This window comes from Burkholderiaceae bacterium (assembly GCA_024235995.1).
Taxonomy (GTDB): domain Bacteria; phylum Pseudomonadota; class Gammaproteobacteria; order Burkholderiales; family Burkholderiaceae_C; genus Ottowia.
Map to the genome: position 1 here is coordinate 3,591,392 of JACKLI010000001.1, position 17,907 is coordinate 3,609,298.

Consider the following 17,907-nt stretch of genomic DNA (forward strand, 5'->3'; position numbering starts at 1 on the left):
GGGGAGCGTGGGGGCCACATACATCGGCCGCTTCGCCCCCTCGCCCACCGGCCCGCTGCATGCCGGCTCGCTGGTGGCCGCGCTGGCCAGCTGGCTGGACGCGCGCGCCCACGGCGGGCGCTGGCTGCTGCGCATCGAGGACGTGGACACGCCGCGCTGCGTGCCCGGCGCCGACACCCTGATCCTGGAGCAGCTGGCGCGCTGCGGCCTGCAGCCCGACGCGCCGCCGCTGTGGCAGTCCACCCGCGCGGCCGCGTACCAGGCCGCGCTCGATCGCCTGATCGCCGACGGCCTGGCCTACCTCTGCGCCTGCTCGCGCCAGGACATCGCCCAGGCACAAGCCGCCGCCGGCATCGCGCGCCAGCGCGGCCGCGAGCTGCCCTACCCCGGCACCTGCCGCCCCGAGCGCGGGGGCCTGCGCGGGCGCGCCGCCCGCGCCTGGCGCCTGCACACCGGCCGATTTGAACAAAAATGGCTTGCAGCCCGCACCGATCCAGCCCAATCAGCTATCGATTCAGAAGCATTGGCGCTGCCCATCCGCTGGCAGGACCGCCGCCTAGGCCTCCAGCAACAGCACCTGGCCGCCGAGGTGGGCGACTTCATCCTGAAGCGTGCCGACGGGCTGTGGGCCTACCAGCTGGCGGTGGTGGTGGACGACGCCGCGCAGGGCATCACCGACGTGGTGCGGGGCGAGGACCTGGCCGACAACACGCCGCGCCAGATCGCACTGCAGACCGCCCTGGGCCTGCCCACGCCGCGCTATCTGCACACCCCGCTGGTGCGGGGCGCCGATGGCGAGAAACTGAGCAAGCAAAACGGTGCGCAGGCGCTGGATGCGAGCGACCCCGCGCGCGCCCTGCGCGAGGCGGCGCGGCACCTGCAGCTGGATTCGGGCCCCGGCCAGTCCAGCGTCGGCGCCCTGCTGGCGCACTGGGTCGCCGCGTGGCGGGCTCGCCTTACTGCCTGAGCACGTCCGCCCCCGCGGGCGGCTTGAACTGGAACGCACCGGCCGGCAGCTGCGGATTGAGCTGCATCGGGCCGAACCTGAGCACCGAGCGCTGGCCGAAGTTGTCCAGGATTTCCAGCGCCGCCAGCTGCTCGCCGTCGAAGCCCACCTGCACCTGCTGCAGCTGTCCGTCCCTGGTCTTGGGCACGGCCTTGACCCACTGCAGCCCGTCGCGCGCGGGCTGGGCAGCGAGGGTGAAGTCGGCCTGCAGCGCGCGCAAATCGGTCGCCTCGGCGATCAGCGCGGCCGGCGTCTGGCCCAGCACCTGCGCCTGCGCGCGCTCGGTCACCTGGTTCAGGTCGGCGTCGTACAGCCACAGCGTCTGGCCGTCGGCGACGATGGTCTGCACGAAGGGCTTCTGGTAGTCGAAGCGGAATTTGCCCGGACGCTGGAACTCGAACGTGCCGCTGGACGTCTTGGCGCGCCCCGGCTTGCCGTCCCGCGGGGGCGCGGTCACCGTCTGCGTGAAGTCGGCGCGGCCGCTGCGTGCGTGCTGGATGAAGTTCTGCAGGCTGTCCAGGCCGTCGGCCCAGGCGGCGGATGCCGTCAGCGCCAGGACGGCCAGCACGGCGGCGGGGCGCGGAAGGCGCCAGGAAGAAGCGAAGGTCATGGGCGATCGGATCGTGCCGGCGGCGCAAAGGTTCGGTCCCGCAACCGGCTGAAACAGGAACTTGCCGGACGGAAACGAAACCATCACTCGGCCCGCGCCGGCACCAGGATGTCGCGCTTGCCGTCGGCCGTCATGGGGCTGACCAGGCCGGCCTTCTCCATGTCCTCGACCAGGCGCGCGGCGCGGTTGTAGCCGATCTTCAGGTGGCGCTGCACCAGCGAGATGCTGGCCTTGCGGTTTTTCAGCACCACCTCGACGGCCTGGTCGTACATCGGGTCCTTCTCGCCGCCGCTGTCCTCGCCGCCGCCGAAGCCGCCCTCCTCGCCATCGACGGTGCCGCCATCGAGCACGCCCTCGATGTAGTTGGGCTCGCCCTGGCTCTTGAGATAGTCCACCACGCGGTGCACCTCCTCGTCGCTGACGAAGGCGCCGTGCACGCGAATGGGCAGGCCGGTGCCGCTGGGCAGGTACAGCATGTCGCCCATGCCCAGCAGGGCCTCGGCGCCCATCTGGTCGAGGATGGTGCGGCTGTCGATCTTGCTGGAGACCTGAAACGAGATGCGGGTGGGGATGTTGGCCTTGATCAGCCCGGTGATCACGTCCACGCTGGGCCGCTGCGTGGCCAGAATCAGATGGATGCCGGCGGCGCGCGCCTTTTGCGCCAGGCGGGCGATCAGCTCCTCGATCTTCTTGCCCACCACCATCATCAGGTCGGCCAGCTCGTCGATGACGACCACGATGTGCGGCAGCCGCTCCAGCGGCTCGGGGTCTTCGGGCGTGAGGCTGAAGGGGTTGTAGATGAACTCGCCGCGCGCCTTGGCGTCGTCGATCTTCTGGTTGAAGCCGGCCACGTTGCGCACGCCGGCCTTGCTCATGATCTTGTAGCGCCGCTCCATCTCGGCCACGCACCAGTTCAGGCCGTTGGCGGCCTGCTTCATGTCGGTGACCACGGGGCACAGCAGATGCGGAATGCCTTCGTAGATCGACATCTCCAGCATCTTGGGGTCGATCATCAGCAGGCGCACGTCCTTGGGCTCGGCCTTGTACAGCAGGCTCAGGATCATGGCGTTGATGCCCACCGACTTGCCGGAGCCGGTGGTGCCGGCCACCAGCACGTGCGGCATCTTGGCCAGGTCGGCGACGATGGGCTTGCCGACGATGTCCTTGCCCAGGCCCACCGTCAGCAGGCTCTTGGCGTCGTTGTAGACCTGCGAGCCCAGGATCTCGGACAGGCGGATCGACTGGCGCCGCGCGTTGGGCAATTCGAGGGCCATGTAGTTCTTGCCCGGAATGGTCTCGATCACGCGGATCGACACCAGGCTCAGGCTGCGCGCCAGATCCTTCGCCAGGTTGACCACCTGCGAGCCCTTGACGCCGGTGGCCGGTTCGATCTCGTAGCGGGTGATCACCGGGCCCGGCGCCGCGGCCACCACGTGCACCTCCACGCCGAAGTCCTTGAGCTTCTTCTCGATCAGGCGGCTGGTCATCTCCAGCGTCTCGGGCGCCACGGTTTCCTGGCGCGCGGCGGCGCCATCCAGCAGGTCGACCTGCGGCAGCTTGCTGTCGGGCAGCTCGGTGAACAGAGGCTTTTGCCGCTCCTTGACCACGCGCTCGCTCTTGGGCACATCCACCAACGCAGGCTCGATCAGCACCGGCGCGGGCGGCTGCTCCTGCGCCTCCTCGCGCTCCTGCGTCAGCACCTCGTCGCGCTCGCGCATGGCCTGGCGGCCCAGCGCCACGTCCTCGGCAAGGGCCTTGCGCGAGCGGCGGCGTTCGATCAGCGCGTACAGCGCCGCGCCGATGTGCTCGGCCACGCGCCCCCACGAGAAGCGAAACAGCAGCGCCACGCCCACCATCAGGGCCGCGATGCCCAGCAGCGTGGAGCCGGTAAAGCCCAGCCACTTTAGCGCCAGCGGCCCGCCCAGGTAGCCCAGCACGCCGCCGGCCGCGCCGGGCAGCACGTCGTCGTAGCGGTACAGGCGGCTCCACTCCAGCCCCGAGCTGGCGGCCAGCACCAGCGCCAGCCCCAGCCAGGACGTCCAGCGCACCGAGGCCAGCAGGCCCCAGGGCGACAGCGGCTTGCCCGCGCCCTCGCCGGCCTGCCCATGCATCCAGCGCAGCAGCATGGCGGCCCAGGCGCGCGCGGCGGCGGCCACGCACCACCAGGCCGAAAAGCCCAGCAGCACGTACAGCAAATCGGCCAGCCAGGCGCCCAGCATGCCGGCCCAGTTGTGCACCGGCCCGCCCGCGCCGGAGGTGGACCAGGCCGCATCGGAAGGCGAGTAGCTGGCCAGCGCCAGCGTCAAAAACAGGATCAGCGCCAGGCCGACCACCAGCACGATTTCTTGTGCAAAGCGCTGCACGGGCGTGCGCCGGGGCGGCGCGCGGTCGTCGGCGTTGAAGGTATTGAGGGGATAGGCCATGGGTCAAACAACAGCAGTCCGCGAGCTTAACGCGAATGCCGGGGGCAACGGACCGGCCGCCATGGCGGGGCCGGCCTCAGCCCATCGTGTTCAGCCGCTCCTGGATGAGGATCGAGCCGTCTTCCTGCGTGAGGATGTAGCCGCGCTCCTCCAGGTCCTTCATCACCCGGCTGACCATCTCGCGCGAGGCGCCCACCATCTTGGCGATGTCCTGGCGCGAGATCTTCTCGCGGATCACGCGCTCGCCCTGGCCCTCGTCGACCGAAAACTCCAGCAGCGCGCGCGCCACGCGGCCATACACGTCCAGCAGCGCCAGCGACTCGATCTTGCGGTCGGCGTGGCGCAGGCGCTGCACCAGGCCGCGCATGATGGCGTAGGCCATGGACGAGTTCTCGGGCAGGCAGCGCGCGAACTCGGTGCGGCCCAGCATCAGCACGTCGGTCTGCACCTCGGCGCGCACGGTGGCCGAGTGCGGCTCGTTGTCGATCAGGCTCATCTCGCCGATGTGGTCGCCCGGGCGCAGCGTGGCCAGGATGACCTCGCGTCCGCGCCCGTCGGCCGTCATCACGCGGGCGCGGCCATTGAGCAGAATGAACAGGGCGTTGGACTTCTTGCCCTGCTCGACAATGGCCTCCGCGCGCTTGAAGCGCCGCTTGACCACGGCATCGGCCACCGAAATGGCTTGCGCCTCGGTCAGCATCGAAAACAGGGGCACGCGACGGATCAGTTCCAGGCTGGACAGCATCGTCATTCAGACGTCTCCGGCAGTCAAATACTTCATTCGTTGGTTATTCATAAAATGGGAGCATTATCCCCGTGCTTGGTCAGCGCACCAAGCCCTTTCAGCCCCAACCGGCCGGGCAGGCCCTGGCGTCCGCGCCGGCCCATGCCCGGTTTTCGCTCCATGCCCGACGTCGTTTCACGTCCCCCCAGCCGCATTCATCCATGACCACCCGCCACGCCCAAGTCCTGATCCTCGGCTCCGGCCCCGCCGGCTACTCGGCCGCCGTCTACGCCGCCCGCGCCAACCTCAAGCCCCTGCTCATCACCGGCCTGGCCCAGGGCGGCCAGCTGATGACCACCACCGAGGTGGACAACTGGCCCGCCGACGTGGACGGCGTGCAGGGGCCCGAGCTGATGCAGCGCTTTCAGGCGCACGCCGAGCGCTTTGCCACCGAGATCGTGTTCGACCATATCCACACGGCCGACCTGTCCCGGCGCCCCTTCACGCTGACGGGCGACAGCGGCACCTACACCTGCGACAGCCTGATCATCGCCACCGGCGCCTCGGCCAAATACCTGGGCCTGCCGTCCGAGGAGGCGTTCAAGGGCCGCGGCGTCTCGGCCTGCGCCACCTGCGACGGCTTTTTCTACCGCGAGCAGGACGTGTGCGTCATCGGCGGCGGCAACACGGCGGTGGAAGAGGCGTTGTATTTGTCCAACATTGCGCGCAAGGTCACGCTGGTGCACCGGCGCGACAAGTTCCGCGCCGAACCCATCCTGATCGACAAACTGATGGACAAGGTGGCGGCGGGCAAGATCGTGCTCAAGACCTTCTACGTGCTGGACGAGGTGCTGGGCGACGCCAGCGGCGTCACCGGCATCCGCATCCGCCCAGTGGATGGTGGCGCCAGCGAGGACATCGCGCTCAAGGGCTGCTTCATCGCCATCGGCCACGCGCCCAACTCCGAGATCTTCAACGGCCAACTCGACATGGAGCACGGCTACATCCGCACCCAGGGCGGCCTGCAGGGCATGGCCACGCAGACCAGCGTGCCGGGCGTGTTCGCCGCCGGCGACGTCCAGGACCACGTCTACCGCCAGGCCATCACCAGCGCCGGCACCGGCTGCATGGCCGCGCTCGACGCGCAGCGCTTTCTGGAGCAGCAAGCCTCTTGAACGTGGATCGCGCCAGTCCGTCGATCGACCATTACGAAAACTTCCCGGTCGCCTCGTGGCTGTGCCCGCCGCGCCTGCGCGCGCCCATCGCGGCCATCTACCACTTTGCCCGCACGGCCGACGACATCGCCGATGAGGGCGATGCCCCCGCCGCCCATCGCCTGGCCGAGCTGGCCGCCTACCGCGCCGAGCTGCACGCCATCGCCACTGCCAGCAGCCACCAGCCGCCGGCCGCCAGCCGCTGGCCGCAGGTGTTCGGCCCGCTGGCGGCCCAGATGCGGGCGTTCCAGCTGCCCGAGGCGCCGCTGCTCGATCTGCTCTCCGCCTTCGAGCAGGACGTGCGCATGACCCACGCCGGCGCCGCCTACCCCGACCAGGCCGTGCTGCTGGACTACTGCCGGCGCTCGGCCAACCCGGTGGGCCGCCTGCTGCTGCACCTGTACGGCGTGAGCACACCCGCGGCCCTGGCCGAAAGCGACGCCATCTGCACCGCGCTGCAACTCATCAACTTCTGGCAGGACCTGTCGGTGGACATCCCGCGCGGGCGCTTCTATTTGCCGCTGGCCGACTGCGCCGCGCACGGCATCGCCATCCACGACCCGGCCACCCAGTTCCCGGCCCTTCGGGCCAGCGAGGCCACGCGGAGCCTGGTCCGCGCCCTGGCCGATCAGGCCCGCGCCACCATGCTGGCCGGCGCCCCCCTGGTGCAGCGCCTCCCCGGCCGCGCCGGCTGGGAGCTGCGCGCCGTGGTGCAGGGCGGTCTGCGCGTGCTCGACCGCATCACCGCCCTGAACCACGACACCCTCGCCCGCCGCCCCACCCTGCGGCGGCGCGACGGCTGGGTGATCGCGGCCCGCGCGCTGGTGATGTAAGCGCCCGGACTCACCGGCACTTGTGGCACAGTCGGTTACTTTTGCGACACGGTCTTTCACTTCACCATGGCAGCCATCACCATCGACGGCATCGTCAAGCAGTTCGGCGGGCTCACCGTGCTGCAGCAGCTGTCGCTGCACGTGCCCGACGGCGCGTTCTACACCCTGCTGGGCCCCAGCGGCTGCGGCAAGACCACCTTGCTGCGCTGCATCGCCGGGTTCTACGAGCCCGACGGCGGGCGCCTGCTGTTCGACCGTGACGACGTCACCCGCACGCCCCCGCACCGGCGCGACATCGGCATGGTGTTCCAGGACTACGCCCTGTTCCCGGACAAGACCGCGTTCGACAACGTCGCCTACGGCCTGCGCGCGCGCCAGGTGGCCCGGGCCGAGATCGCGCGGCGCGTGGCCGAGGCCCTGGACAAGGTGGGCCTGGCCGAGCTGGCGGCGCGCTACCCGGCGCAGATGAGCGGCGGCCAGCGCCAGCGCGTGGCGCTGGCGCGCGCGCTGGTGATCCGCCCGCGCGTGCTGCTGATGGACGAGCCGCTGTCCAACCTGGACGCCAAGATGCGCCTGCAGATGCGCGACGTGATCCTCGACCTGGTGCGCGAGGCCGGCATCACCACCGTGTTCGTCACGCACGACCAGGAAGAAGCCCTGGCCATGTCCGACCGCATCGCCATCATGGACCGCGGCCGCATCGCCCAGCTGGGCACACCCGAAGAGCTGTACGGCACGCCGGCCAACGCCTACGTGGCCGACTTCATCGGCTCGGCCAACCTGCTGCCGGTGCCCACCACCGGCGCGGCCGAACCCGGCCGCGTGCGCTACCAGCTGGCCGGGCACGCGCTGGAGGGCCGCCGCGACGGGCCGGCGCCGGGCAAGGGCCAGGGCCTGCTGATCGCGCGGCCCGAAGAGCTGGCGCTGGGCGCCGCGGCGCCCCCGCAGCCCAATGCCCTGCCGGGGCGCGTCCTGCGCCGGCAATACCTGGGCTTCAAGACCGCCTACCGCGTGCAACTGCACGATGGCCCCGAGCTGCGCGTGGAGCAGCACGGCGGCAGCCACGCCAGCGCGTTTCAGGTCGGTGACGCGGTGCAGGTGCTGATACCGGCGCACAGCCGCGTGATCGCGGCCGACAACGCATGAAGCCGGAGGCCCTGCGATGAATATCCGCTGGTGGCCCTGGGGCCTGCTGGCGGCGGCCTGCCTGGCGGTGCTGCTGTTTTTCGTGCTCTACCCGCTGGTGGTGCTGTTCGGCAACAGCGTGCTGGACGAGTCGGGCGCGTATTCGCTGGCCGCCTTCATCGCCCTGGCGCGCGATAGCCAGTTCGTGCAGGCCTTCCAGAATTCGCTGCTGCTGGGCGTCGTGGTCACCGCCTGCACGGTGATGGTGGGCGTGCCCTTCGCCTACATGGTGGCGCGCTACGAATTTCCATTCAAGAACCTGGTGGCCGTGCTGCCCATCCTGACCATCGTCATCCCCGAGATCATCGTCGGCCAGTCCTGGCTGCTGGTGCTGGGCAACAACGGGCTGGTGACCAACTGGCTGGCCGGCTGGGGCATCGAGCTGCCCTCGTTCTACGGCTGGACGGGCCTGGTGCTGTCGATGACGCTGGTGTATTACACCTACATCTACCTGGGCGTGCTGGCCGCGCTGCGCGGCTTTGACGGGCAGCTGGAAGAAGCGGGCCTGAGCCTGGGCACCTCCCCCTTCGTCACCCGGCTGCGCGTGCTGGTGCCGGTGGTGGCGCCGGCGGTGCTGGTCAATGCGCTGGTGGTGTTCACGCTGGTGGTGGGCAACTTCGCGCTGTCCATGCTGCTGGCCAGCCGCGTGCCCCTGCTGTCGGTGATGACCTACAACACCTTCGTCAGTGAAATGGGCGGCAACCCCGCGCTGCAAAGCGCCATGTCGGTGGTGTCCATCGCCATCGTGGCGGGGGTGCTGTTCGTGCAAAAGCGCGTGGTCGAGCGCAAGGTCTACACCATGACGCAGGGGCGCGCGCCGGCGCCGCGGCGCGTGCGCTCGGGCGCCTCGCTGCTGTTCACCGCCACCGTGGGCCTGGTGCTGCTGGCCTCGCTGCTGCCGCTGATCGTGGTGTTCGTCGGCGCCTTCACGGCCACCAGCGGCCCCGTCATGCACTGGGGCAGCTGGTCGCTGGACAGCCTGCAACGCGCGCTGCAGGCCGCGCCCGAGCCCATCGTCAACTCGCTGCGCTTTGCCTCCATGGCCACGGTGGTGGGCGTGGCCTTCGCGGTGCTGGCCAGCTACCTGATCATCAAGAAGCGCACGCTGGCGACCCAGGCGCTGGACTACGTGGTGGTGCTGCCGCTGACGATCTCGGGCACGGTGCTGGGCATCGCTCTGGTGCAGACCTTCAACACCGGCTGGCTGGTGCTGGCCGGCACCTCCACCATCATGGTGCTGGCCTACGCCGTGCGCCGCCTGCCCTTTGCCATGCGCAATGCCTCCTCCACGCTGTTCAACATCCCGGAGTCGATCGAGGAGGCCTCCATCAGCCTGGGCGTGTCGCCCCTGATGACCTTCTTCAAGGTGGTGCTGCCGGCCATGAAGGCCTCGCTGATCTCCTCGGCCATCCTGATGTGGGTGACCACCATTTCCGAACTCTCGGCCTCGATGGTGGTGTACACCGGCGGGCTGGAGACCATGCCGATCACCATCTTCCGCCAGGTCGACGGCGGGCGCCTGGGCCTGGCCTCGGCCTATGGCGCGGCCCTGGTCAGCGTCATCGTGCTGCCCATCGTCATCGCTATCAAGGTGTTTCGCATCAACCTTTTCTCCACCAAGTAAATCCACGAAAGGACTCGCATGAAGATCAAGACCTTGCTGCAATGCACGCTGGCCGCCGCCAGCCTGGTGGCCGCGTCGGCGCAGGCGCAAACCGTGGTGCTGTACTCGTCCAACAACACCGAGACCATCGAGACCGCGCTCAACGTGGTCAAGAAAAAGGCGCCGTCGCTGACCGTGCAGCAGGTCACGGGCGGCACCGGCTCGCTGATGAAGCGCATCCAGGCCGAGGCCAAGAACCCGCGCGGCGACGTGCTGTGGAGCGGCGGCTTCGGCACCCTGGGCGCGTACAAGGACTTGCTGGAGCCGTACAAGGCGCCCGGCATCGAGGCCATCCCGCCCGAGTTCCGCGGCCCCGGCAACCTGTGGGTGGGCACCAACCTGCACGTGATGGTGATGATGGTCAACGAGCGCCAGCTCAAGGGCCTGCCCGCGCCCAAGACCTGGTCGGACCTGATGAAGCCCGAGTGGAAGGGCAAGTTCGCCATCACCGACCCCAGCAAGAGCGCCACCGCCTACATGCTGGTGTACGGCCTGCTCAAGCAGTTCGGCAAGGACGGGCTGGAGAAGATCGCCGCCAACGCCGTGGTCACGTCCTCGTCGGGCAGCACCTACAAGGGCACGGCCGCGGGCGAATACCCGGTGGGCCTGACCATCGAATACGCCGCGCAGGAATACGTGGCCGGCGGCCAGAAGGAGATCAAGCTGGTGTACCCCACCGAGGGCAGCTACCTGGCGCCCGAGGGCATGTTCATCGTCAAGGGCGCCAAGAACATGGCAGCGGCCAAGACCTTGTACGACGCGCTGATGAGCAAGGACGTGCAGGAGGCCGAGCTGGTCAAGAACTTCCGCCGCCCCACGCGCAGCGACATCGCCGTCTCCAAGCTCACCACCTTGCCCGACCTGAAGTCCATCAAGATCTTCCCGCTGGACCAAGCGCAGGCCTCGGCCGAATACGAGCAGCTGGTGGCCCTGTGGAACCTAGCCGTCAGCAAAGCGCGATGAGCTGAAGCCGAGCCTACCCCGCCCCAATCTTTACTCCCTCTGGGAGAGGGCAGGGGTGAGGGCGCGGGGCGCAGCCAAAGGCATGGCGCCGGCAATTCAAATGGCAACCCCCACCCCGGCCCTGCTGTGGCGCATGACGCGCCCGGCCTTTTTGCTGCTCACCGTGGTCGCCTGCCTGCTGGGCACGGCCACGGCGGCGGCCGGCGGCCATGGGCTGGATTGGCCGCTGGCGGCCGCCGCCACGCTGCTGGCCGTGCTGGCGCACGCCGCGGGCAATGTGCTGAATGACCTGCACGACGCCCGCAACGGCGCCGACGCCGCCAACACCCAGGGCATCTTCCCCTTCACCGGCGGTTCGCGCCTGATCCAGACCGGCGCCGTCACCGAAGGCCAGACCGCCGCCCTGGCCTACGGCTTGCTGCTGGTGCTGGTGCCGGCCGGCCTGCTGCTGGCCACCCGGACCGCCGCCGGCGTGCTGCTGCTGGGCATGGCCGGGCTGCTGCTGGCCTGGGCCTACTCGGCGCCGCCGCTGCGGCTGATGGCGCGCGGGCTGGGCGAACTGGCGGTGGCCGGCGCCTGGTTTCTGGTCGTGCTGGGCAGTGACTACGTGCAGCGGCGCCAGTTCTTCGCCACCCCGGCCAGCGCGGCGCTGAGCCTGGCGCTGCTGGTGGCGGCGCTGCTGCTCATCAACGGCTGCCCGGACGCCGCGGCCGACGCCCAGGTCGGCAAGCGCACCCTGGCCGTGCGCCTGGGCCCCGTGGGCGCGGCCTGGGCCTACCTGGCCCTGGTGCTGGCCGCGCACGGCTGGCTGGCCGCCAGCGTGGGGCTGCGGCTGGCGCCGGCGGCGGCGCTGTGGGGGCTGGTGTCGCTGCCCCTGTCGCTGGCCGCCGCCGCGCTGCTGCGGCGCCACGCGCGCCAGCCCCGGCGCCTGAAGCCCGCGCTGGCACTGACCGTGGCGGCCACGCTGCTGCACGGCCTGGGCATGGCCGCGGGCTATGCATGGATCGCGTCGCAACACTGAGCCCATGGGACAATCGCGCCCCATGACGCCACAGCAGTACGTGCAGCAAAAAGCGGCTGCTTCGGGCAGCAGTTTCTATTACGCCTTTCTGTTTTTGCCGCCGCCGCGGCGCGCGGCCATCACGGCGTTCTATGCGTTCTGCCGCGAGGTCGACGACGTGGCCGACACCGTGAGCGACCCCGGCGTGGCCGCCGCCAAGCTGGCTTGGTGGCAGGGCGAGGTGCGCGGCGCCTTCGAGGGCCGGCCCACGCACCCGGTGATGCAGGCGCTGATGCCGCATGCGGCGGCCTTCAGCATCGAGCCCGGCCCGCTGCTGGACGTCATTGAGGGCTGCCAGATGGACCTGCAGCCCACGCGCTACTTCGACTTTGCCGAGCTGCAGCGCTACTGCCACCGGGTGGCCGGCGTGGTGGGCGAGGTGTCGGCGCGCATCTTCGGCCAGACCGATCCGGCCACCACTGCCTATGCGCACACGCTGGGCCTGGCGTTTCAGCTCACCAACATCATCCGCGACGTGGGCGAGGACGCGCGGCGCGAGCGCGTGTACCTGCCGGTGAGCGAGCTGCAGCGCTTCGAGGTGCGTGCGGACGAGATCCTGAAGGGCGAGTACTCCGAGCGCTTCGCGGCGCTGATGCGCTTTCAGGCCCAGCGCGCGCACGGCCTGTACGACGAGGCGCTCAGCCTGCTGCCCGCCGTGGACCGGCGCAGCCAGAAGCCCGGCCTGATGATGGCCAGTATCTACCGCACCCTGCTGCGCGAGATCGAGGCGGCCGACTTCCAGGTGCTGCACCAGCGCATCGCGCTGACGCCGCTGCGCAAGTTCTGGCTGGCCTGGAAGATGCAGGCGCTGGGGCGTTTTTGATTTCGCCCCGGCTTCGATGATTCCCGATTTGATAGCTTCTCGCGCTTGATGCACGCGGGCTACAGCCCATTTCGACCCATGAACACCCAACCGGCCCCGCCGCTGCGCATCGCCATCGTCGGCGCGGGCTGGGCCGGCCTGGCGGCCGCCGTGCACGCGGTGCAGGCGGGCCACGCGGTGACCGTGTTCGAGGCCGCGCCGCAGCCCGGCGGACGCGCGCGCGGCGTGCCCCTGACGCTGCCCGACGGGCGCGAGCTGATGGTCGACAACGGCCAGCACATCCTGATCGGCGCCTACACCGAATCGCTGCGGCTGATGCGCACCGTCGGCGTCGATCCCGAAAGCGCCCTGCTGCGCCTGCCGCTCACCCTGCGCTTTGCCGATGGCATGGGCCTGCGCTGGCCCAACGCGCCCGAGCCGCTGGACGCGGTGGCCGGCATCCTGCGCGCCCGCGGCTGGCGCTGGTCCGAGCGCCTGGCCCTGCTGCGCGCGGCCCTCGGCTGGCGGCGCGCCGGCTTTGCCTGCGCGAGCGACGTCACCGTGGCCACGCTGTGCCGCGCCCTGCCCCCGCGCCTGATGGCCGAGTTCGTCGAGCCGCTGTGCGTGGCGGCGCTCAACACGCCCGTCGACCAGGCCAGCGGCCCCGTGTTCTTGCGCGTGCTGCACGACGCGCTGCTGGGTGGGCGCGGCCACTCCCGGCTGCTGCTGCCGCGCATCGACCTGGGCGCGCTGCTGCCCCAGGCCGCCGCGCGCTGGCTGCAGCAGCGCGGCGCCGTGCTGCGCCGTAGCGAGCGCATCGACACGCTGCACGCGCAAGGGCTGCACTGGCACGTGGGCGGACAGGCGTTCGACCGGGTGATCTGGGCCACTTCAGCGCCCCATGCGGTTAAAGCCCTCACCCAATCTGCCTCAGAAGCTCCAAATAACATAGCAATCGGCCTGCGCGACTGGTGCGCCACCACGGCGCGGCTGGCGCATCGCGCCATCACCACGGTCTACGCCCAGGCGCCCGCATCCGCCGCCCTGCTGCCGCAGCCCATGCTGGCCCTGCGCAGCGGCCCCGATGCACCGGCCCAGTTCGTGTTCGACCGCGACGCCATCACCGGCACGCGCGAGCCGACCGGGTTGCTGGCCTTCGTCGCCAGCGACAGCGCCGGCGAGCGCCCGACGCTGCAGGCCGCCATCGTCGCCCAGGCCAGCCGCGAGCTGGGCCTGGCCGTGCAGCCGCTGCTGACCGTGACCGAACGGCGCGCCACCTTCGCCTGCACCGCCGCGCTGCAGCGCCCGCCGGCCTTCATCGCGCCGGGCCTGCTGGCCTGCGGCGACTACGTGGCCGGCCCCTACCCCGCCACGCTGGAAGGCGCGGTGCGCAGCGGCATCGCCGCCGCCGCTGCCATCGCCCCGGCAGCGCTCGGCTAGAATCGGCCCTGCTTTGCGGGTGTAGTTCAATGGTAGAACGGCAGCTTCCCAAGCTTCATACGAGGGTTCGATTCCCTTCACCCGCTCCAATCACCCTCGGAATTCTTCCCACGCCCCGAACGCCCCGGCCGTCAGTGCAACGTCCGCGCTGGCAATATGCGCGCTGCGAGCCGTTTCCTTCCAGCCATCGACCGCCGCGACGACCTCGTCCACAAGCCGCCGGGCTTGTCCGTCACCGAGCCCGTAGAAGGCTGCCGTAGCCAGCACGGTCTGTAGGCTGGGCCGGTTGTCGACATCGTCGATGTTCAGGACATGCTCCGCCTTGTCGATGTTCGGGTTGACATCAAACGCCGGTGCAAGGCGCCACCCCGTCTTGCCAAGCACGAAGCCGTGGTTGCGCAGGTGATCGTCGCGGTTGCCAACCGCGACGTTGAACGCCACGCGGCGAAACAGCTGCGCCAGATCCGCGCCTGCATGCTCCGCATCGCCCTGGGCCCGGATGAACTGGGCCAGTTCCAGGTAGCTCGTGCCTTCGCTCTGCGTCTTGCGCAGCAGCGTCATCGCCGAGGCATGGAAGCGCCTGGCACCCTGCGCGCGATCGAACCTTTGCACGCAGAAGGTGTGGAAGCCGTTGCCCAGCTTGATCAGCCTTGCGGGCGGCACATCCAGGCCGGCTTTTTGAGCCAGTTGGTGAACGACATACTCCCAGGCGCCGGCGTCCCGGTCATCGTCGCGGGCGGGAAACTTGGCGATCCACAGCGAGCCGTCGGCTTCGGTGAAGTTGGCCTTCGGCCTTGCCCCGCCCAGCGAGGCACCCGGCGCGACGAGCACCGCCAGCCACCTACGCAGGGCATCGAGGTCGTCGATGCGCCGGTTGCTGAGCTGGTAGGCCACCGCTTCCAGTTCGCGCAAGGTCGTCACCGGCGGAGCCGCCATCTTGTCGTCGCCGAGGAAGGTTTCCGTGCCCGGCCGGCGAAAGCGCAACGCGCCCTGGCGGGTCTGGTCCTGCACCCCGATGAGGAAGTCCCAGGCGTAGAGCGTGCGGGGCGGCCGCTTCTCGTCCCTGGCTTGCAGCGCCTCGCGGCGCTTCATGAGCGTCTGGCCCCAGCGGTCAGGCGATGAGTCCAGGAAGATGCCGAAGTTGCCCAGCTCCGGCTTCGGAAAGAAGGGGTGCTCGTCCAGGGAGAGGTCAGGGTCCAGCGCGAAGGCGCGAGGGTCCTTGAGCCAGTCCCGTTCGTAGTGAAAGCGGATCTGGCCGCGGTCATGGGCCAGCGTGCAAACCTGGCGTGCAGGGCCAAGGTCGTCATCCAGCCAGACTTCCAGGGCGTTGTTCTGCCTGGTCATGAGGACCCCTCGCGATTCCGAGCCAATGAAGGGGTGACCCTGCGGCGCCTGGCGCTGGGTGACGGCTCCAGCGCCAAGTCCTGCAGCTTGCGCCCGATCCGGTCGTCGGCCGCCAGCAGATCGAGATCGCCTTCGAGGCCCAGCACGGCCAGCACCCGGACATAGGCGCCCAACGTGGCACCAGGATCGCCCGCCTCGACCTTGTACACGGTGGTTCTGGAAACCCCCGCACGTTGCGCCACCACCCTATTGCTCAGCTGGCGCCTCTTCCGAGCCAGACGCAGCCGTTCGCCCAGCCCGGAGAGCAGGCGCTGCTCCTGTGGAAAAACAAGGGGCGGCTTGCGTGGCATGTTCGCTATTAAAGTCAAAAAATCAATTTTTTGTCCATTATAGATAAATATTTAGCGTCTGAATGGTCATTGTTCAGCCGACACGGAAGGGGTCCAAAATAGGGACCATTCCCGTTCTCCGAACAGGAAAAATTTTTACAAATCAATGGGTTGATCGGCATGACACGACACCACCTCGTTGCGTGCTCGCAGCATCGGCACGCGCCGGCCATTCTGGACATCTTCAACGAGGCGATCCTGAATTCGACCGCGCTGTACGACTACCGGCCTCGTACCCCCGAGAGCATGGGATCGTGGTTCGCGGCCAAGGTCGAGGGTGGCTTTCCGGTCATCGGCCTGGAGGACGAGGGCGGCGCGTTGCTGGCGTTCGGCAGCTACGGCACGTTTCGGGCCTGGCCGGCGTACAAGTACACGGTCGAGCACTCGGTGTACGTGCACCAGGACCATCGCGGCCGCGGACTGGGCCGCGAAATCATGCAGGCCCTGATCGCGGCGGCGCGCCAGCGCGACGTGCACGCCATGGTCGGGGGCATCGACGCAAGCAACGCCGGCAGCATCGCGCTGCACGAGCGCCTGGGCTTCCGGCATGTGGGCACCTTGCCGCAGGTGGGCTTCAAGTTCGGGCGCTGGCTCGATTTGGCGTTCTACCAGCTGCTGCTGGATGGGCCGCCGCACCCGGTGGACGGTTGAGCCCACGTGTCAACCGGTCCGCCCCCCGAGCGGACGACACGCCGAACCTTTTGCCTGGATGTACCATGCATTCGACGCAGCCCCGCGGGCCGCGCCGGGCGGCGCCCAGTGGCGGCGCACCGGCAGGCACCGCGGAGGTCCACCTTTCGCTCGATTGACCAAGAAGGATGAAACCATGAGCACCGATGCGAACCCATCCCCCCTGCTGCGCGACGCGCTGGAATTTGCCAAGGCCAACTGGTGGACGTTTTTGCTGGGTGGCGTGCTCTACGTCCTGTTCGGCGTGCTGGCGCTCGCGCGGCCGGCCAACGCGCTGCTCGCCCTGGCGATGGTGTTCGCCGCGTTCCTGCTGGTGGACGGGGTCTTCAGTGTCGTGCGCGCACTCGGCGCCAAGGGGGCCGACGGCCGGTGGTGGGTGTTCTTCGGCGGCCTGCTCAGCATCGTGGTCGGGCTGTACGCGCTGCTCGGGCCGGTGACCTCGGTGCTGCTGTTCGTCTACGTGATCGCCTTCCAGGCCATCGTGTTCGGCGTGACGGTCTTCATGTTCGGCGTCAACATCCGCAAGGCCGTCCGCGGCGAATGGGTGTTGTACGTGACCGGCGTGGTCTCGGTCCTGTTCGGCCTGCTGCTGGCATGGGCGCCGGGCATCGGCGGACTGAGCCTGTCCCTGATGGCGGGCGCCTGGTCGCTGGCGATCGGCATTCTGCGCGTCATCTTTGCCTTCCGGGTGCGCCGCCTGGTGCGCAGCGCGACCCCCTGAGAAGCTGTGAACGAACCCCTCATGCCCGCCACCCCCGCTCTTCCCGACGCCGCCTACACCGCCCTCGCGGACGGCAGCTTTGCCTCCAGCGAACTCACCCGCGGCCCCTGGAACCACGGGCACCAGCATGCCGGCCCGCCGGTGGCGCTGGTGTGCCGCGCGGTCGAGCAGGTGGCGCGCGGGCATGGCCTGACGCACATTGCGCGGCTGACGGCCAACCTGCTGCGGCCGGTGCCGCTCGACACCCTGAGCGTCGAGGTGGCGCAGGACTACGTGGGGCGCAACGCCGGCCATTTTTCGGCGCGCCTGCTGGCGCAGGGCAAGGAGGTCGGGCGCTTCACGCTGCTGGCCCAGCGCGAGCTGGACGTGGCGCTGCCCGCCGGCATGGCGGGGCATCCGCTGCCGCAGGCGCCCCGCCCGCCCGAGGCTTCGCCGGCGGCGCGGTTTCCGTTCGCCGGCAGGGTGACGGGCTACGCCGACCTGGTCGAGACGCGGCTGGCCGGCGGCGACTTCTGGCACGGGCCGTGCGCGGTGTGGTTCCGCATGCGCCATGCGCTGGTCGCGGGCGAAGCGCCCAGCCCCTGGCAGCGCGTGGCGGTGGCGGCCGATTCGGGCAACGGCATCAGCGCGGTGCTCGATTACGAGCGCTACACCTTCGTCAACTCCGACCTCACGATCAACCTGCTGCGCCCGCCGGAAGGCGAGTGGATCTGCCTGGATGCGCGCACCGCCTGGGGCCCGCACGGCGGCGGCCTGGCCCAGTCGGCGCTGTACGACGCGCAAGGCCTGGTCGGGCACGCGACGCAAAGCCTGGCGGTGCGCCTGCGCGAGCAATAAGGC

The 17,907-nt window shown here is 69.6% G+C and carries 17 protein-coding genes and 1 tRNA gene; 13 read left to right on the forward strand and 5 right to left on the reverse strand.

The features are described 5' to 3' along the window. Positions 1-7: 7 nt before the first annotated feature. A complete protein-coding gene (gluQRS, locus tag H6927_17180) occupies positions 8-967 on the forward strand; it encodes a tRNA glutamyl-Q(34) synthetase GluQRS (GenBank protein ID MCP5219817.1) in 960 nt (319 codons plus the stop codon). Here gluQRS and lolA read toward each other — a convergent pair. The 3 genes from lolA to H6927_17195 all read right to left on the reverse strand — a co-directional run bounded on the left by lolA (position 957) and on the right by H6927_17195 (position 4,790). Beyond that, a complete protein-coding gene (gene lolA, locus H6927_17185; protein MCP5219818.1) occupies positions 957-1,616 on the reverse strand; it encodes an outer membrane lipoprotein chaperone LolA in 660 nt (219 codons plus the stop codon). The genes gluQRS and lolA overlap by 11 nt on opposite strands. Positions 1,617-1,699: 83 nt before the next feature. Beyond that, positions 1,700-4,039 (reverse strand): DNA translocase FtsK 4TM domain-containing protein, encoded by a 2,340-nt coding sequence (locus H6927_17190; protein ID MCP5219819.1) that lies wholly within the window; start codon positions 4,037-4,039, stop codon positions 1,700-1,702. A gap of 76 nt (positions 4,040-4,115) precedes the next feature. Further along, positions 4,116-4,790, reverse strand: a complete 675-nt coding sequence (locus H6927_17195; GenBank protein MCP5219820.1) for a Crp/Fnr family transcriptional regulator — start codon at positions 4,788-4,790, stop codon at positions 4,116-4,118. Between the two features lie 194 nt (positions 4,791-4,984). Between H6927_17195 and trxB the strand changes: the two genes are divergently transcribed. The 9 genes from trxB to H6927_17240 all read left to right on the forward strand — a co-directional run bounded on the left by trxB (position 4,985) and on the right by H6927_17240 (position 14,012). Further along, on the forward strand, positions 4,985-5,938 hold the full coding sequence (trxB, locus tag H6927_17200) for a thioredoxin-disulfide reductase (GenBank protein MCP5219821.1): 954 nt from the start codon (positions 4,985-4,987) through the stop codon (positions 5,936-5,938). Positions 5,939-5,961: 23 nt separating this feature from the next. Continuing rightward, complete coding sequence (gene hpnC, locus H6927_17205; GenBank protein ID MCP5219822.1) at positions 5,962-6,810, forward strand: squalene synthase HpnC; 849 nt, start codon at positions 5,962-5,964, stop codon at positions 6,808-6,810. 66 nt (positions 6,811-6,876) lie between these two features. Continuing rightward, entirely contained in the window at positions 6,877-7,956 is a 1,080-nt protein-coding gene (locus H6927_17210) for an ABC transporter ATP-binding protein (protein ID MCP5219823.1), read from the forward strand. A gap of 16 nt (positions 7,957-7,972) precedes the next feature. Then, positions 7,973-9,619 carry an iron ABC transporter permease gene (locus H6927_17215; GenBank protein ID MCP5219824.1) on the forward strand — a complete coding sequence of 549 codons (1,647 nt, stop codon included), beginning with the start codon at positions 7,973-7,975 and terminating at the stop codon, positions 9,617-9,619. 18 nt (positions 9,620-9,637) lie between these two features. Continuing rightward, positions 9,638-10,621 (forward strand): extracellular solute-binding protein, encoded by a 984-nt coding sequence (locus H6927_17220; GenBank protein ID MCP5219825.1) that lies wholly within the window; start codon positions 9,638-9,640, stop codon positions 10,619-10,621. A gap of 133 nt (positions 10,622-10,754) precedes the next feature. Next, positions 10,755-11,642, forward strand: coding sequence for a prenyltransferase (locus tag H6927_17225; GenBank protein ID MCP5219826.1), 888 nt, complete (start codon positions 10,755-10,757; stop codon positions 11,640-11,642). 22 nt (positions 11,643-11,664) lie between these two features. Then, a complete protein-coding gene (gene hpnD, locus H6927_17230; protein MCP5219827.1) occupies positions 11,665-12,504 on the forward strand; it encodes a presqualene diphosphate synthase HpnD in 840 nt (279 codons plus the stop codon). A 48-nt stretch (positions 12,505-12,552) separates the two neighbouring features. Next, positions 12,553-13,923 carry an FAD-dependent oxidoreductase gene (locus H6927_17235; protein ID MCP5219828.1) on the forward strand — a complete coding sequence of 457 codons (1,371 nt, stop codon included), beginning with the start codon at positions 12,553-12,555 and terminating at the stop codon, positions 13,921-13,923. A gap of 15 nt (positions 13,924-13,938) precedes the next feature. Then, positions 13,939-14,012: transfer RNA gene (locus tag H6927_17240), tRNA-Gly, on the forward strand. Position 14,013: 1 nt separating this feature from the next. On the opposite strand, the gene H6927_17245 is transcribed toward H6927_17240, so the two are convergent. Both H6927_17245 and H6927_17250 read right to left on the reverse strand, forming a co-directional pair. Further along, complete coding sequence (locus tag H6927_17245) at positions 14,014-15,267, reverse strand: HipA domain-containing protein (protein ID MCP5219829.1); 1,254 nt, start codon at positions 15,265-15,267, stop codon at positions 14,014-14,016. Then, the gene (locus H6927_17250; GenBank protein ID MCP5219830.1) at positions 15,264-15,617 is read right to left on the reverse strand and encodes a helix-turn-helix transcriptional regulator; all 354 of its coding nucleotides are present in this window, start codon (positions 15,615-15,617) and stop codon (positions 15,264-15,266) included. Before H6927_17250 ends, H6927_17245 begins: the two co-directional genes overlap by 4 nt. A 159-nt stretch (positions 15,618-15,776) precedes the next feature. On the opposite strand from H6927_17250, the gene H6927_17255 reads away from it, so the two are divergent. The 3 genes from H6927_17255 to H6927_17265 all read left to right on the forward strand — a co-directional run bounded on the left by H6927_17255 (position 15,777) and on the right by H6927_17265 (position 17,904). Continuing rightward, positions 15,777-16,307 carry an N-acetyltransferase gene (locus H6927_17255; GenBank protein MCP5219831.1) on the forward strand — a complete coding sequence of 177 codons (531 nt, stop codon included), beginning with the start codon at positions 15,777-15,779 and terminating at the stop codon, positions 16,305-16,307. Positions 16,308-16,482: 175 nt separating this feature from the next. Beyond that, on the forward strand, positions 16,483-17,067 hold the full coding sequence (locus tag H6927_17260; protein MCP5219832.1) for an HdeD family acid-resistance protein: 585 nt from the start codon (positions 16,483-16,485) through the stop codon (positions 17,065-17,067). A gap of 21 nt (positions 17,068-17,088) precedes the next feature. Then, entirely contained in the window at positions 17,089-17,904 is an 816-nt protein-coding gene (locus H6927_17265) for a thioesterase family protein (GenBank protein ID MCP5219833.1), read from the forward strand. Positions 17,905-17,907: the final 3 nt, after the last annotated feature.